The 14,338-nt window shown below is 40.9% G+C and carries 19 protein-coding genes; 8 read left to right on the top strand and 11 right to left on the bottom strand.

All coding sequences use genetic code 11. The features are described from left to right. From AC1DU2_RS22155 to AC1DU2_RS22170, 4 genes are all read right to left on the bottom strand, one after another. Positions 1 to 364: hypothetical protein (locus AC1DU2_RS22155; RefSeq protein ID WP_477386938.1), on the bottom strand; the 364-nt coding region annotated here is incomplete at its 3' end. A 65-nt stretch (positions 365 to 429) separates the two neighbouring features. Then, on the bottom strand, positions 430 to 585 hold the full coding sequence (locus AC1DU2_RS22160) for a hypothetical protein (protein ID WP_477386940.1): 156 nt from the start codon (positions 583 to 585) through the stop codon (positions 430 to 432). Positions 586 to 638: 53 nt separating this feature from the next. Then, positions 639 to 782, bottom strand: coding sequence for a hypothetical protein (locus AC1DU2_RS22165; protein WP_477368641.1), 144 nt, complete (start codon positions 780 to 782; stop codon positions 639 to 641). 65 nt (positions 783 to 847) lie between these two features. Then, positions 848 to 1,003, bottom strand: coding sequence for a hypothetical protein (locus AC1DU2_RS22170; RefSeq protein ID WP_477386942.1), 156 nt, complete (start codon positions 1,001 to 1,003; stop codon positions 848 to 850). Between the two features lie 556 nt (positions 1,004 to 1,559). Here AC1DU2_RS22170 and AC1DU2_RS22175 point away from each other — a divergent pair. Continuing rightward, entirely contained in the window at positions 1,560 to 2,990 is a 1,431-nt protein-coding gene (locus tag AC1DU2_RS22175) for a tetratricopeptide repeat protein (RefSeq protein ID WP_477366375.1), read from the top strand. Between the two features lie 165 nt (positions 2,991 to 3,155). Here AC1DU2_RS22175 and AC1DU2_RS22180 read toward each other — a convergent pair whose 3' ends face one another. From AC1DU2_RS22180 to AC1DU2_RS22190, 3 genes are all read right to left on the bottom strand, one after another. Then, positions 3,156 to 3,458 (bottom strand): hypothetical protein, encoded by a 303-nt coding sequence (locus AC1DU2_RS22180; RefSeq protein ID WP_147052186.1) that lies wholly within the window; start codon positions 3,456 to 3,458, stop codon positions 3,156 to 3,158. 234 nt (positions 3,459 to 3,692) lie between these two features. Continuing rightward, positions 3,693 to 4,061 carry a helix-turn-helix domain-containing protein gene (locus AC1DU2_RS22185; RefSeq protein WP_147052187.1) on the bottom strand — a complete coding sequence of 123 codons (369 nt, stop codon included), beginning with the start codon at positions 4,059 to 4,061 and terminating at the stop codon, positions 3,693 to 3,695. Positions 4,062 to 4,211: 150 nt separating this feature from the next. Next, on the bottom strand, positions 4,212 to 6,512 hold the full coding sequence (locus tag AC1DU2_RS22190; protein WP_477366372.1) for an ATP-dependent helicase: 2,301 nt from the start codon (positions 6,510 to 6,512) through the stop codon (positions 4,212 to 4,214). A gap of 461 nt (positions 6,513 to 6,973) precedes the next feature. On the opposite strand from AC1DU2_RS22190, the gene AC1DU2_RS22195 reads away from it, so the two are divergent. Next, positions 6,974 to 7,102, top strand: a complete 129-nt coding sequence (locus tag AC1DU2_RS22195) for a hypothetical protein (protein WP_477366369.1) — start codon at positions 6,974 to 6,976, stop codon at positions 7,100 to 7,102. Positions 7,103 to 7,394: 292 nt separating this feature from the next. Further along, complete coding sequence (locus tag AC1DU2_RS22200) at positions 7,395 to 8,282, top strand: dienelactone hydrolase family protein (RefSeq protein WP_477386944.1); 888 nt, start codon at positions 7,395 to 7,397, stop codon at positions 8,280 to 8,282. 97 nt (positions 8,283 to 8,379) lie between these two features. On the opposite strand, the gene AC1DU2_RS22205 is transcribed toward AC1DU2_RS22200, so the two are convergent. The 3 genes from AC1DU2_RS22205 to AC1DU2_RS22215 form a co-directional block, all read right to left on the bottom strand. Continuing rightward, entirely contained in the window at positions 8,380 to 8,823 is a 444-nt protein-coding gene (locus AC1DU2_RS22205; protein ID WP_477386946.1) for a DoxX family membrane protein, read from the bottom strand. 82 nt (positions 8,824 to 8,905) lie between these two features. Further along, positions 8,906 to 9,964 carry an acetylxylan esterase gene (locus tag AC1DU2_RS22210; RefSeq protein WP_477386948.1) on the bottom strand — a complete coding sequence of 353 codons (1,059 nt, stop codon included), beginning with the start codon at positions 9,962 to 9,964 and terminating at the stop codon, positions 8,906 to 8,908. Between the two features lie 179 nt (positions 9,965 to 10,143). Further along, positions 10,144 to 10,740, bottom strand: a complete 597-nt coding sequence (locus AC1DU2_RS22215; RefSeq protein ID WP_090649264.1) for a short chain dehydrogenase — start codon at positions 10,738 to 10,740, stop codon at positions 10,144 to 10,146. 106 nt (positions 10,741 to 10,846) lie between these two features. Between AC1DU2_RS22215 and AC1DU2_RS22220 the strand changes: the two genes are divergently transcribed. From AC1DU2_RS22220 to AC1DU2_RS22235, 4 genes are all read left to right on the top strand, one after another. After that, a complete protein-coding gene (locus AC1DU2_RS22220; protein WP_477366354.1) occupies positions 10,847 to 11,194 on the top strand; it encodes a winged helix-turn-helix transcriptional regulator in 348 nt (115 codons plus the stop codon). A gap of 113 nt (positions 11,195 to 11,307) precedes the next feature. Further along, on the top strand, positions 11,308 to 11,883 hold the full coding sequence (locus tag AC1DU2_RS22225; RefSeq protein WP_477386950.1) for a Crp/Fnr family transcriptional regulator: 576 nt from the start codon (positions 11,308 to 11,310) through the stop codon (positions 11,881 to 11,883). 47 nt (positions 11,884 to 11,930) lie between these two features. After that, a complete protein-coding gene (locus AC1DU2_RS22230; RefSeq protein ID WP_477386952.1) occupies positions 11,931 to 12,356 on the top strand; it encodes a tautomerase family protein in 426 nt (141 codons plus the stop codon). A gap of 64 nt (positions 12,357 to 12,420) precedes the next feature. Continuing rightward, complete coding sequence (locus tag AC1DU2_RS22235; protein ID WP_477386954.1) at positions 12,421 to 12,972, top strand: nuclear transport factor 2 family protein; 552 nt, start codon at positions 12,421 to 12,423, stop codon at positions 12,970 to 12,972. Positions 12,973 to 13,029: 57 nt separating this feature from the next. Here the strand turns inward: AC1DU2_RS22235 and AC1DU2_RS22240 are convergent, their stop codons facing one another. Further along, positions 13,030 to 13,461, bottom strand: a complete 432-nt coding sequence (locus AC1DU2_RS22240) for a DUF1801 domain-containing protein (RefSeq protein ID WP_477386956.1) — start codon at positions 13,459 to 13,461, stop codon at positions 13,030 to 13,032. 277 nt (positions 13,462 to 13,738) lie between these two features. Between AC1DU2_RS22240 and AC1DU2_RS22245 the strand changes: the two genes are divergently transcribed. Continuing rightward, positions 13,739 to 14,188: a hypothetical protein gene (locus AC1DU2_RS22245; RefSeq protein WP_477386958.1), complete on the top strand. Its 450-nt coding sequence runs from the start codon at positions 13,739 to 13,741 to the stop codon at positions 14,186 to 14,188. The last annotated feature ends 150 nt before the right edge of the window (positions 14,189 to 14,338 follow it).

Raw genomic sequence — 14,338 nt, forward strand, 5'->3', positions numbered from 1 at the left:
CTGCTGTGAATGCAAAGTCAGCATTGCCTAAATCTCTTTTCGGACCACCTGTGAAATCCGCATTACCTAAATCTCTTTTTGGGCCACCTGTGAATGCAAAGTCAGCATTGCCTAAATCTCTTTTCGGACCGCCTGTGAAATCWGCGTTACCTAAATCTCTTTTYGGACCRCCTGTGAAAGCAAAATCAGCGTTACCTAAATCTCTTTTYGGACCTCCTGTGAAATCTGCRTTACCTAAATCTCTTTTTGGACCGCCTGTAAAAGCTGTTTGATTAGACAATATATCTGTTTTTTTATCTGCATTTACAAATGATGTAAGGATAGTACTCAATGCTAATGCTGCTATGATTGATTGTTTTTTCATGATTTTTATTTGAAGGAAGGGGATRTAATATTTTATTAGTTTTTAGATGCTATCGATGTATGTAATTAGTCGGCCTGGCCTAAATCTTTTCTGAAACCAGAGGTTGAAGGCGCAAGGGCTACGGCCTCTGGCGTTGCCGATTTTTTAACAGTAGTTTGCGATGATAAAATGCCGGTTGCAGCTGTTAAGCTCACAATGGTTATGATGATAAATTTTTTCATGTCGTTTTTAATTTTTTGAGTTTTTTTAATGTTTTTATTGATCATTTGAAATTTCAGTCGGCATTACCAAGGTCCCGGCGTGCGCTGTTTTCGTAAGAGTGCAGCGAAGCTGTTTCATGAGTTACAGTTTCCTTTTTACAAGAAAAGATTCCTCCGGTGAATAAAACTGCCAAGGTGATAGTGATAAATTTTTTCATGATCTTTTATATTTTTTGTACTTGCTATAATCTAATTCCGAATGCCTGTTTTGCTGTCCTGATAATCAGTCAGCATTTGCCAGGTCTTTTTTAAAGCCCGAATCAACCTTTGTAAAACCTGCGGCCTGTGGCTGCTCAGCTTTTTTTTGTGATATCAAAACCGCTGATGATAAAACTCCTGTGCTTGCTACAAGCAATGTTAAGAGTGTCAATTTTTTCATATTTATAAATATTTTATATTAAAATTTTATTGTTTTAAGTATTAATTAACCATATAGATCCAACAATTAGTAAAGGCTTTTTTTGATAGCCTGTAAAAAATCTTTAGCTATATTTTATCCTTTTTCTTTTGGCAACATTTTGCAATACTTTTAAAAGTCCTTGCATTTTTGCCTTCATTTTTACATATTTTATAAAAATAAATTATTAAATTTAAACACGATAACCTACAGTTATCAATAAAGCAACTTTATACTTTATCAATTATATTTAAGCAACAGGTAGCGTATTAATATCCATATAACGTTTTTCAATATTTTTCACTGCCAAAAAGCAGCATGAAGCACAATTTTTATGCTTAAAAATACTATTAAACGCACATCACAATACAAATTAATCAACTGTATATCAATCAATTAACAAGGCAAATATAGATATGTTTTTTAATTTCCAAGAAAAATCCATAAAATAATTATCAACATCTTTTTCTTTAGGATTACTGATATATTTCAGCATAATTTATAACTTTCACTTTAAATACATCGTAACAGCGCTTTAATGAAAAGAACCATCGTATTTCTTTTATATTTTTTTACCGCATTTGCCTTATACGCAAAGGATCTTGATGGGGATGCAAAGGCGGATACCAGCGAAATTATCCGCATAAATAAACAGGCGCTGGCCAATCGCTTAACCGATCCGGAGCAGACGGTTATTGATGCTACAAAGGCTATGGACCTGGCCCGCAAATTAAATTACAACAATGGCATAGCCGAGGCATACCGTGTTTTGGGCCTGGCCAATTATTATCTGGACCAACCTGAAAAATCATTCGAAAATTATTTAAGTGCCGCCACTTTTTTTGCCAAAGCCGGCAACCTGGGCGGTGAAGCCAAGGTGTACAATAACATGGGCAACCTGTACCGCGATCATGACGCCAATAAATCGCTCGATTATTTTTTTAAATCCCTGGCCATTGCCAACAAAATAAACAATGTAGATTTAATTGCTTCATTAAACCTCAATTTAGGTAACGTTTATACCCGCAAAAACAGCTACAGCCAGGCACTAAAATATTACAACAACAGCCAGGCAATTTTCAAGTCGCTGAAAGATTCGGTAAACCTGGTACAATGCGCTCAGAATATTGGCGTGGTTTATTTTAAACTTGGGCAATTTGATAAGGCACTGGCCATGTTGCTGGAGGCCAACGCAAACGCTAAACGACAGGATTTGAACGAATCAATTGCCAGTATTGATTTAACGCTGGCATCGCTGTACATGAACCAGAAAAAATTTGATGAAGCCGAGAAAATAGTAAACGAGGGCATAAATTATACCCGGCTGGTAAAAGACCCAAAACTGGAGTACGACTATAAACATACCAGTTACGAGTTGGAATATAACCGTAAAGATTACGCCAAGGCCATGTTTTACCTGCGTGAAATATATAAAGTTGATAGCGCCACTTTTAAAACCAATACATCGGTGCAAATGAAACTGATTGAGGCCACCAGAAAGCAGGAGGAACAGGTAAAGGAGAACGAACGGATTGCCGAACGGCAGGCATACGACCGTACAAAATTTTGGGCCGTAACCATTGTTGCCGGCCTTTTACTGGTTGTTATTGGCTTGCTTTTTGGCAACGTAAAACGAAAAGCCAAAACAAATGCCCAGCTTACCCTGCTTAACGGCGAAGTATCCCGGCAGAAGGATAACCTGGACCGTATAAACCATCACCTTGAAGAGATTATTGACGAGCGCACGAAAGACCTTCAAATTAAAAACCGAAAGCTCTCCGAACATTCATCTTACCTATCGCACCAGATTCGTGGGCCAATAGCAACCTTGCGCGGATTGATTAACCTGGAAAGAGAAGGCCTTGTTGACGAAAAGGAATGTATAACTATGATGGATAAATGTGTATCGGAAATTGACGAAAAGATCATCGAGATGAGCGATATGCTGCACGGGCCGGCAAGGACCTGATAAGTCAAAATTAAAAATTCAAAAGTCAAAACTAAACCTCGCGCCGGTAAATCGGAGTAGGCTATGTAAAATCAAAACGGAATTTACCTTCAGCCGCATTATAAATGCTACGCTGACGTAGCTTCAAATTGTACCCTCCCCCATCCTCAAATAAAAAGGGCTGCGTTAATTAAAATTAAAAGCCATGGGCAGTGTACTGTGTATCTGGGCTTCAAAAAGCCCCAGGTAAATACAATACCACGATATCATTTGTAGTATAAGCAACTGGCGATGCCTTTTGTAACCTTGCGTTTCAAAAGCAATGGTATCATTGCCAGCAGTAACAAAAAACCTTACTTCGCCCTTGCTGGGCTTAAAGGTTGACCTTAACATATCAAATGCTTTAACTTTTAGCTTGCTGTTCGGATCATGAATGGTGCCGTCTTTTAAAGCTTCGTTTTTTGAAATGGATATCAGGTAGTTGGACATAACAGTATATTGTTTTTCAGGGTAAAAAACAGGCAACAATTTTTACTCCAAAAACCTAAATAACAAAGCGGTATAAACCTTTTATGTTTATACCGCTTATAAATTTTACAAAAGTTTCCTTTAGTTAAATATAATTAATCAATATTTAACATCTAAAAAACTCTTTATGAGCAAAGTGTAGCAATTACTGTATGATAAACCCAGATGTGTTAGGTTTACAACACATCTATTAAATTATACCGCCACTGCGCTTTTATTGCGCAATTCTTCATAAAGTAAAATTACCTTACGCTGCAGGTTGGCAATTTCCGCTTCACGATCAACAAGTTTTTTCTGAGCTACACTCAGGTTTGATGGAGTCAGGTCAATTTCTTCAGCATCAAGTGCAAGCAGGTTCACCACATTCAGTTCAAATATATTTGCAATTTGTTCAAGTCGCGATAAGTTGATATCCGTGACACCTGTTTCAATTTTTGAAAACGCCGGGATAGAAATACCTAACCGGTTTGCTACGTCTTCCTGGCTCCAGCCATGTTGGTGGCGTAGGGTACGAATGTTTTTGCCGACAAACTTATTTGTCTTCTTTTTTGTAATCTCGCTCATTTGTGGGGTATCAATAATAAATTAGTTCAAAAACATAACCAAACGTTATGCCATTGTTAATTTACCTTAAAATATGTGTCCGTCGCACACAATAGATTGGGGACGGGAGCAAGAATGGGGAAACAATTCCACAAAATGTGGGGTTAACTGTTAGTTTATATTGTTAATTATATACAGCTTAGCAAATTTAAGTAATAGTTGTTTTTGGCCAATTTCTTTAAAAAAGATGGTTGCTTTAACATCGGGCTTGTTACCTTCCAGGCTAAGCACTTTACCAAATCCAAAACGCTCGTGTTCAACCTCCATACCTACCTGCAGGTTTGTTGTATCGGATGGTTTAAAACCAGCCGACACCACATGGGCCTTTGCCAGTATCGATGTTGTTTTTATTGGTGCCGATGTTGCCGGCTTGGGTTTCGAAAATGCGTCGGCCTGCTTATTGCCACCGCCTGTCCAGGCCTTGCGCTCGTCGTCAAAAAACGGGTTATTACTGGTGGTGGTTTTGGCACTATAATCAAGTTCCAGGTATTTGGCATCTATTTCATCTAAAAAGCGGCTTGGTTCGCAGCTAATAAGCGTTCCAAACTTAAAACGAGATGTGGCATAGCTGATGGTGAGCTTTGATTCGGCGCGCGTTACAGCCACATAAAACAGGCGGCGTTCTTCCTCCAGATCACTGCGCGAGTTGAGCGACATTTGCGATGGAAAAAGGTTTTCCTCGAGCCCGACCACGTTCACCTGCGAAAACTCAAGTCCTTTTGATGAGTGTATAGTCATCAATGACACCGTGTCGGCATCCTTATCTTTATCCTTATCATCATTGGTAAGCAGGGCAATATCCTGCATGAAAACATCCAGACCTTTCTCCTCGATGTCTTCACGTTCACTAAACTCCTTGATCCCATTCAACAGCTCCTGGATATTTTCGTAACGGTTAAGACCCTCTACGGATTTATCCTCATAGAGGTCTTTTAAAAGCCCTGAGTGCTGCGCAATATACAAGGCCGACTCATAAGCCGATTTGGTTTTAGCCAGCACCTGGAAGCTTTGAATCATGGTTGCAAAGGCAGCCAGGGTTGATGGTGGTTTACCATCATAATATTTAGCTGGTTCGGCAATTACCTCCCAGGGAGTTACCTGGTGAGCATCGGCACTTACAATTATCCTATCAACACTGGTATCGCCTATGCCGCGTTTGGGGTAGTTGATAACACGTTTTAGCGCTTCCTCATCATTGGGGTTAAACGTAAGGCGGAAATAGGAAATTAAATCCTTGATCTCTTTTCGCTGATAGAATGACAAGCCCCCATAAATTTTATACGGAATACCCAGCTTACGCAGGGCCTCCTCCATCGAACGGGACTGGGCGTTTGTACGATACAGAATGGCAAAGTTATTCCAGTTTTTGCCCAGGCGGCTCCTGTCTTCCATAATCGACTCGGCCACCATCTTCCCCTCTTCATTATCGCTAAAGGCACGCATGATCTTTATTTTATCGCCGGCTTCCTTCTCGCTAAAAACATTCTTTTTAAGCTGCTCCTTGTTATTGCTGATGATACTGTTGGCAACATTAACAATATTTTGGGTCGACCGGTAGTTTTGCTCCAGCTTAAACACCTTCAAATCAGGGTAATCCTTTTCAAAATTCAGGATGTTTTGAATATTTGCACCACGGAAAGCGTAAATACTTTGCGCATCGTCACCCACAACACATAAATTCTCGTTAACAGCAGCCAGTTTTTTCACAATCAGGTACTGCGAAAAGTTGGTATCCTGGTACTCATCCACCATCAGGTATTTAAACTTATGCTGGTATTTATTCAACACATCCGGGTGCAGTTTAAGTAGTTCGTTGGTTTTGTACAGCAAATCGTCAAAATCCATGGCTCCGGCACGGAAGCACCGGGTAGCATACAGTTCGTAAATTTTACCCAACTGCCCACGCCCAGTAGCTGTATCGTCGGCCTGTATCTGCTCGTTTTTATTATACTCTCTGAAAGATATCAGGTTGTTTTTTGATGCCGAAATACGGTTAAGCACAAAGTTTACCGCGTACAGTTTATCATCAAGGTTAAGTTCCTTGATAATGGCACGCAATACGCTTTTACTATCGTCGGTATCGTAAATGGTAAAGTTGCTGGGGTAGCCGATCTTCCCGGCCTCCACGCGCAAAATTTTGGCAAATACCGAGTGAAAGGTACCCATCCAGATATTTTTGGCTTCGGGGCCAACCACATGCGTAATACGCTCGCGCATTTCGCGGGCAGCTTTGTTGGTAAATGTTAATACTAATATATTAAATGAGTCGACACCCTTACGAATAAGGTGCGCTACCCTGTAAGTGATCACCCTTGTTTTGCCCGATCCGGCACCGGCGATAATCATCACCGGTCCGTCGGTTTGTTCTACCGCTGCCCTTTGTTCGGGGTTTAAACCCTGTAAATAATCCAAAATTTTTTCCTCTTTTTCTTAAAGCAGCGAAATTAAGGTTTTGTGCCGAAAGGGGAAAGTAAGATTAGTATAGAAATACTAACAATGAGTTTGGGATGTGCAGATTTCAGATTACAAATGTGCAGATGTTGCCTGATGTGGTCTGAAACCGGAATTTTTAGAATTCATCGAATTGGTTGAATTTTAAAATTCTTTAATTCGTTAAATTCAGGTTCAGACAGCATTTACACATTTGTAATCTACACATCCATAATCAGTTAACTCGATTTTTTTATTTATTCCTCTTCATTATTAACTATATATTTAATACATTCGTGTAATACATCAGTTGAAGCAAAAAAGCAGCTTAATAAATTAAAAACGTTTCTATTTTTGATATTAAAATGACATTATAATATTCAAAAATAAAAACAATTAACCTAAAAGAAACTTATCTTAATAACAATTAAAACACTGCTACTATGGAAACCAGGGAGAAAGAAAAGAACGAAGCCACTAAAGAAATGCGCGACCCTAAAACTATTAAACAGGAAAAAATCGACGCAGCGAAAGTTATTGCCAAAAGGTACAAGAAAAAGCCTTTGCTGTAAACGCGCCACGCAAAAAGCCTGTTGAACTTAGCCCACCGGGCTTTTTGTGTTTATAATTTAACTTTGCTTACCCCTATTTTGGCGGATGATTATATCGCATAAGTAACCTTGGCAGCGACAATTTAAATTCTCCCCATCCTATTCAGCATCTTGCTAAACTTTATTTCCAGGTGGCACATGTATTCGCACGGGCTCTATCAGCATAAATAAAACAGCCGCACGTAGCAAAGCTGTTACCAATTGAATAACAAACCATTAGCCCGAATTACTAAATTTGAACAAAACCTTTTTTATGAGCCAGATAAACAAAGATGACATTAAACAAGAAGTTTTTGACCTGTACGATGATTATGCGCACAACCGGCTTAACCGACGCGATTTTGTGCAAAGGCTATCGCTTTATGCCGTTGGCGGCTTAACTGTACCCGCGCTGATGAGTTTCCTGATGCCCGATTACCAGGGCAATGTTCAAATTAAGCCTGATGATCCGCGCTTAACGTCGGGATACATCAATTATCCATCGCCAAAAGGTGGCGGAACAATCAAAGGATTGCTATCAAAACCGGCAGACGCTAAGAATAAATTGGGTGGAGTTATCGTAGTTCATGAAAACCGTGGCCTTAACCCTTATATTGAAGATGTAGGCCGAAGAGCCGCCCTGGCAGGCTTTATTTCACTGGCGCCCGATGCACTTACGCCGCTGGGCGGCTATCCGGGTAATGACGATGCCGGCCGTGCCCTGCAAAGCAAACGCGATAAAGGCGAAATGGAAGAAGACTTTATAGCAGCTTACAATTACCTAAAAAACCATAAAGATTGTAATGGCAAAGTTGGCGTGGTAGGTTTTTGTTTCGGCGGCGGCATAGCCAATACCATGGCCGTACGTGTGCCCGATTTGGCAGCTGCCGTGCCTTTTTACGGTGCCCAGCCCGCGGTAACAGATGTACCTAAAATTAATGCACCGCTGATGCTGCATTATGCATCGCTGGATAACAGGATTACCGAAGGCTGGCCGTCCTATGAGGCGGCGCTAAAAGAGAATGGTAAAAAGTACCAGGCATTTATTTACCAAAACGTAAACCATGGCTTTCATAACGACACCACACCCCGGTATGATAAAGCCGCCGCCGAACTGGCCTGGAAACGTACGATTGATTTTTTTGGGGAGCAGTTGAAATAATGAAACCGTTTAAAAACTCATCCGCGCCTGTCTCCGCTGTTCGGTTTTCGATTATTGCTGCAGCAAATACTTTTAATGACATTAAAGCTTGACGGTACTATATTTTACTACCCGTAAAATCATCAATGCTCCATTTGTAACGGCCTATACCAGATAAAACCAATCCGGCGCCGGTAAAAACAAAAACGGGGTAATTAAACGGAGCTCCGATGCCTAAAAAAATAGCCATAGATAAGCCGAACGCAAGGGTCAGCAGCGCCGCTCCTAACGCTACCTGTTTAGTTTTATAACCTATTATAAGGCAAATGCCAAAAATAATTTCGGCGAGGGTGGCCAATGCTGCCATTACATTGGCCAAAGTACGGTTTAAAAAAGGTGTTAATGTATTGGTGTAATCAACAAAATGCTTCCAATCGCCCCAGGCTACTCCGGTTGATCCCTTTGGGCCCAATACGCCCAGCCTGTCCAACACCGGCAGTATAAATCCCAGTCCGAGCGCTATACGTAAAACTAATTGTGCTATTCCTGATGAGTTTTTCATTGATGATTGTTTGAAGCACCAAAGTTAAAAACTTATCCTTTCATTAACCGTTGGTTTAACTTGTAAAACCGCAAACTATAACCTACAACCATTTACTAAACCAATCCAGCGTCATTTTAAAATGTTCGGGCGTTGATGTATGAAAGAGCTTCGGCGTTACATCGCGACTAATTTTATCTGTAGCTTTTTTGGAGGCATAGGCCTGCATAGCCGATGCATAAGCAATGTTTGCGCCGGGCAATGGGCAATTAGGATCGTTCTCGGTACCAACAACCAACAACGCTCGTGGCGCCATCAGCCGAAGCATGGAAGGGCAGTCAAATTCGCCGGTAATATTGGGCAGTAATTTATCCCATACGGCTTTCACGTTGCGTTTATTTAAAACAGAATCGCCAAGGTCTTTAGCAGCTTGTAAATGCACCGACTGGATAGTCCTGGCACGCCCTTGCCATTTATCATTATCTAACGACCATTTAAAACTCTGTACCGAAATATCCAGCACAATTACCTTTATCCGCTTATCTGCCGATGCCGCAAGCCAGGTTTCCATACCGCCCATAGATATACCACCCATACCAATACGCTTTGCATCAACATCCGGCCTGCTCACCAGGTAATCCGTTACCCGCCACAAATCAAACGCGGTGTCGAATAAAAACGGGTGGGTTTGACGGGTTCTGTCCTTATTTTCCCAGGCGGCGGTGGCAGCTGCTACATACTCTGTTGAGCCATGCGCGCCGCCGGCAATGCGTTCGCCATGAAAACGGGCATCAATGGCCACGCCCATGATCCCGCGTTTGGCCAACTGATACAATATTTTTTTGTTATCCTCTTTGCGGCCGCCCGTGCCATGTAAAAAAATAACCGCCGGGCATGGCCCGGTTCCGGTAACCGGTTTGTAAATAAGCATGGGTACCCTTTCATTTTTTTCGCTGTAAATAAAACCATGCTCTATAATAACCGAATCTGTTTTGGTTACCTCAAACGCAGGATTTAACGGAACCCGCGGCCTTTCCAGCAGCTTTTTAAAATCGGCAGTCACCTTATCGGCAGGCAGATAATCTATTTGCTGCGCAAATGAAGCAAGTGAGCAAAACCACAACGCAACGGTTGGGTAAAGTATCCTGGTTTTAAACAACATAATGGAACAGATTTATGGGTACAATGTATAAAACATAGCGCTTAATATTTGTAACAATCCCATTAGATATTTATTTCAGGTATTGCAATCTTGCTCAAATGCGTTCGGCCCACGGCTGGTATTTCAGCCAGGCGCAGGCCTAACAGTGCAATTATCAATAACCAGCGCGGCAGCCCTTATTACAATACTTTATAAACCTGCCCTGTTTGGCTGCCCAGTACGCTTTTGAGGTAAGCCTGCGTTACCCGGTGCATGCTAACCGGGATATGACCATGAAAATATGGGAAATAGGCCGGCGATTCTTCTACCACATCGGGCGCCACAGCATTTATGCGTACGTTGTTTTCAAGCTCGACGGCTGCTCCGCGCACAAAACCGTTTATAGCGCCGTTCATCGCGCTTAAATTGGCCCCCAACACAATCGGATCCTCGGCCAATGAGCCCGATGTTAGCGTGAACGACCCTTTCGGGTTGATGTAGTGCTGGCCTATCAATACCAGGTTAACCTGTCCCATCAGTTTGCTGTTAACTCCTATCCTGAAATCGGCATCCTTCATGCTGCCCAACGGCCCAAAATGGCCATCACCACTTGCGCAAACCAGGGCATCAAACTTGCCTGCTTGTTTGTAAAAGTTTTCTATCGATTCGGGCGAAGAGATATCTACCTGCAGGTCGCCGCTTTTTGATCCGGCCTTTATCACTTCATTGTCCTTTTGTAATGCTTCGGTAATGTGTTTTCCAATTGTGCCGGTGGCACCAACAATAATTATTTTCATAGTTGCTCTCTTTTTTTCAACAATATTAAGCCAATACTCTACTTTTGTCAAGTAATGGCACAATTGTCAAGTATTGACAAATTTGTCACTAATGTTAAATACCAATATGTTAGCAGCAGAAATAAATAAAAAATATATCGACCCGGTTTGCGATTGCCCCATAACGGCAGCCATTGGCATTGTTGGCGGCAAGTGGAAACCCGTTATTATCTGGATTTTGATAACCGGACCCAGGCGCTTTGGCGAGTTACATAAAACAATACCCGGCATAGCGTTGAAAGTTTTATCGAGGCATTTAAAAGAACTGGAAGCCGATGGTATTATAACCCGGAAAGTATATGCCCAGGTACCACCGAAGGTAGAGTACACGCTTACCGAAAAAGGACAGTCGCTCAACGATGTTATGCAGCTACTGGCCGATTGGGGCCGCAAAAACATTGTGGTAGCGGGATAAACCCGGTGATGAAATTCGCACCATATTAAAGCCATATTTGTATAATAGTTGGCAGGATGTTAATGCAGCGAAAACTAAACTTACCTTTGAATCATCTCGCAAATAGCCGTAAAATGGAACAGTTAGCCGCTTTATTTACCCAAAAATTAGGAATGAATATCAATCATTTCGAAACGTTTTGTGCCCGGCTCAAAACAAAAAACTTAAGGAAAAAAGAACATTTGATCAGCGAGGGGGCGGTATGTGATTTTATTGGTTTTGTATCATCCGGAACACTCAGGTCATATGTAAGGAATGATGAAGAGGAATTTAACAATGATTTTTATTTTGATAATGATTTTGTAAGCGCCTATACCAGTTTTTTAACCCAAACAGCCACCAATTGCAATATAGAAGCCCTAACTGACTGCACCATCCATTATATCAGTTACCAAAAGCTAAATAACCTTATTGCGCAGGATAGCGCTTTTCTTAAGCTCAGCAAATATATTTCTGATACGTACTTCATCAGGAAATGTAAGCGGGAAACGTCGTTTTTAAAGTATTCGGCATCACAGCGGCTGGAAAGCCTGAATTCCCTTTATCCGGGGATAGAACAGCGGGTTTCGCAATACCATATCGCGTCTTATTTAGGTGTTAAACCCGAATCGCTCAGCCGCATCAAACTCTTAACATATATCAATAAATAAGATATGCTTTAAACTGAACTTCGTACTTCATTAATCAACATTGAAGTATGCCAATAATCAATTTAAAAATAAGCGGCCCCGAAGATCCCGCTTTAGCACAACGGCTTTCAGCCGAGATCAGCAGAATCACAAAAGATGTTTTGAACAAAAAACCTGAAGTTACGGCAGTCGCCGTATCGTTTGTTCCTGATTATCTCTGGTTTATCAATTCCATGTCCCTGGCCGAATTACAGGCAAAAAGCTTTCATCTCGACATCAAAATCACCGACTCATCCAACCTTAAAATTGATAAGGCCAATTATATTGATGCCGTACATATTGCTTTAACTACGCTTCTTGGCAATATCCACCCGGCAAGTTACACCGCCATCCAGGAAATGAAAGCAGATGCATATGGCTACAACGGCACAACTATGGAGTATAACTACATCACTAATCAAACAAAACCTAACATAGTTAGCCCTGGCGTTTAGCGCCGTATTAGTATCACATTCATCTGTATTTGTCACCTTCATAAATCTTATAAAATCACCCGGAATGAAAACCATAAAACTCATCTCGATAATACTATTGATAACCGTACAGCAATCACATGCTCAACGGGCCACAGCCAATAAAAAAGAAATAAGCACCATTATAAACACCTACATAAAAAGCGTAATTGAAAAGGATTCCACAGCATTTTACAATTTGTTCAACGATGGCCCTGTCACCTGGTGCGCCGCCCTTAAAGACGGGTCGCAGGCCAAAGAAATAGAGCGGAGGGGAGCAAAAAAGGCAGGCAGTAATTATTTTTCGGGAAGCTACAAAGGCTTTTTCAGATCATTATTCAACTATAAAACAACCGAAGACAAGTTTGATAATATTCAAATTATTGACGATGGAACGGTTGCATCGGTAACTATGGATTATAGTTTTTGGGCCGATAATAAAATGACCAACTGGGGCAACAAATACCTGGGCCTGATAAAACGAGATGGAAAATGGAAGATCACCAGCGTTATCTATTCCCTGGAACTCATCGAATACTTTAAGCAGCCAGCACTAAAAGAACGACAAAAACTTACTGTGCCGGGTGCTGTACAATGAATTTTCAGCCGGGATGCTCACAGCATGAAGCTTACAGGTAATATCCCGGTTTGAAATTTAACTTTCAGTTGTAGCTGCAACGCCATATCTTATTGCCGCTGCAAGTATATCAAGGCTTATATCTTTTATCGTTTTAAACTTAATGCAATAACCGGTCACGCTGGCCTTGCCCAATGTTTTTCCATACGTTTGGGCTAAGTATGTTTTATCCTTAATGCCGAGGATATAAACAGAGATTCCGGTTGTGTTTGCGCTCAGGCCAATCTGATAAAACTCCCTGGTTTTGCCATCAGCATATTTTATGGTGTAAGATCCATAGCCTATGTTAGGATTTGAAACCGTTTTATTTTCACTGTCTTTACCATCAAGAAACCATAGTTTGCATCCCGGTAATACCTGAAGTATAAACTCATGCAACTCTTGCATTTCGCCACGTTTCGGTTCGGGCTGGCTGCCGATATACGTTTTGATTTGTTCTTGTATGTTCATATCAAATATTGAATTATGGGTTTATTAATTCAGCTTTTTTAAAGCTCGCTTTATTTTTGGTCATTCACCAATTCGCTTCTTTTACGTTTCTTCGAAAGTAACTTCCGCTTTGCTTTGGTTCACCATTCAAATTTCAAACTGGTAAAAACTACCAGCTTACAAGCCTTATATTTTTTAAAAAACTTTCGCTTATTCAAGCAGACTAAAAAAAGTTAAATAGCTTAAATTGCGTTAACAGATTTATCAAGCCGCTATAAACCAAATCTAAGCTTAACAGATGAAAAATCCCGAAAAAAATACAGAGTCATTTATTCACACAGTCATTCGCACCATTATTACTGCAACTATAATTGCTGTCATTTTGAATTGGTTGCACGTATTCCCATCCGGCGGAAAAAGTAAACTTGTGCTGTTTGAAATGATTTGGGCGGTAGTCTTTCTCATTGTTTTTGGCGGGCATTGGCTGGAGTTATTATTTATTAACCGCGTAAAATTCTCCTTACCCAAAAACATGACATCGTTGTATGTAATAAGAATTGTTTACTGGTTTGTATGCGCTGTGCCCCTATTTTTTGCAGCGAATTTAATTGCTGATTTATTTTCGGCTAAAACAGTGCAAATGGGTCGCTGGTGGATGTTTGGCTTTTTTTATATCGGCATTCAACTGCTGATGCATGCTATTATGCAGGTAAGGTTTAAAAAGAGTTTTTATAACGGTGTTTACTAACGGCTTTTATAATTACTGAACCGCCAACTAGCCCGGGGCGCTATATTCTGGCTAAATCACTAATATAGACACCTCCTGTCCTTGAGCCATACAGGCAAGTAAATTGAGCCGTAAAAGACATAGGCCTTAGGATATTAAGCAGATATTTGT

Source organism: Mucilaginibacter sp. P4_C11 (genome assembly GCF_056402115.1).

What these genes read in the sequence shown, in the direction of transcription:
- AC1DU2_RS22160 (WP_477386940.1), bottom strand. Translation starts at nt 585, where the DNA reads ATGAAAAAATTTATCATCATAACCATTGTGAGCTTAACAGCTGCAACC.
- AC1DU2_RS22165 (WP_477368641.1), bottom strand. Translation starts at nt 782, where the DNA reads ATGAAAAAATTTATCACTATCACCTTGGCAGTTTTATTCACCGGAGGA.
- AC1DU2_RS22170 (WP_477386942.1), bottom strand. Translation starts at nt 1,003, where the DNA reads ATGAAAAAATTGACACTCTTAACATTGCTTGTAGCAAGCACAGGAGTT.
- AC1DU2_RS22175 (WP_477366375.1), top strand. Translation starts at nt 1,560, where the DNA reads ATGAAAAGAACCATCGTATTTCTTTTATATTTTTTTACCGCATTTGCC.
- AC1DU2_RS22180 (WP_147052186.1), bottom strand. Translation starts at nt 3,458, where the DNA reads ATGTCCAACTACCTGATATCCATTTCAAAAAACGAAGCTTTAAAAGAC.
- AC1DU2_RS22185 (WP_147052187.1), bottom strand. Translation starts at nt 4,061, where the DNA reads ATGAGCGAGATTACAAAAAAGAAGACAAATAAGTTTGTCGGCAAAAAC.
- AC1DU2_RS22195 (WP_477366369.1), top strand. Translation starts at nt 6,974, where the DNA reads ATGGAAACCAGGGAGAAAGAAAAGAACGAAGCCACTAAAGAAATGCGC.
- AC1DU2_RS22200 (WP_477386944.1), top strand. Translation starts at nt 7,395, where the DNA reads ATGAGCCAGATAAACAAAGATGACATTAAACAAGAAGTTTTTGACCTG.
- AC1DU2_RS22205 (WP_477386946.1), bottom strand. Translation starts at nt 8,823, where the DNA reads ATGAAAAACTCATCAGGAATAGCACAATTAGTTTTACGTATAGCGCTC.
- AC1DU2_RS22210 (WP_477386948.1), bottom strand. Translation starts at nt 9,964, where the DNA reads ATGTTGTTTAAAACCAGGATACTTTACCCAACCGTTGCGTTGTGGTTT.
- AC1DU2_RS22215 (WP_090649264.1), bottom strand. Translation starts at nt 10,740, where the DNA reads ATGAAAATAATTATTGTTGGTGCCACCGGCACAATTGGAAAACACATT.
- AC1DU2_RS22220 (WP_477366354.1), top strand. Translation starts at nt 10,847, where the DNA reads ATGTTAGCAGCAGAAATAAATAAAAAATATATCGACCCGGTTTGCGAT.
- AC1DU2_RS22225 (WP_477386950.1), top strand. Translation starts at nt 11,308, where the DNA reads ATGGAACAGTTAGCCGCTTTATTTACCCAAAAATTAGGAATGAATATC.
- AC1DU2_RS22230 (WP_477386952.1), top strand. Translation starts at nt 11,931, where the DNA reads ATGCCAATAATCAATTTAAAAATAAGCGGCCCCGAAGATCCCGCTTTA.
- AC1DU2_RS22235 (WP_477386954.1), top strand. Translation starts at nt 12,421, where the DNA reads ATGAAAACCATAAAACTCATCTCGATAATACTATTGATAACCGTACAG.
- AC1DU2_RS22240 (WP_477386956.1), bottom strand. Translation starts at nt 13,461, where the DNA reads ATGAACATACAAGAACAAATCAAAACGTATATCGGCAGCCAGCCCGAA.
- AC1DU2_RS22245 (WP_477386958.1), top strand. Translation starts at nt 13,739, where the DNA reads ATGAAAAATCCCGAAAAAAATACAGAGTCATTTATTCACACAGTCATT.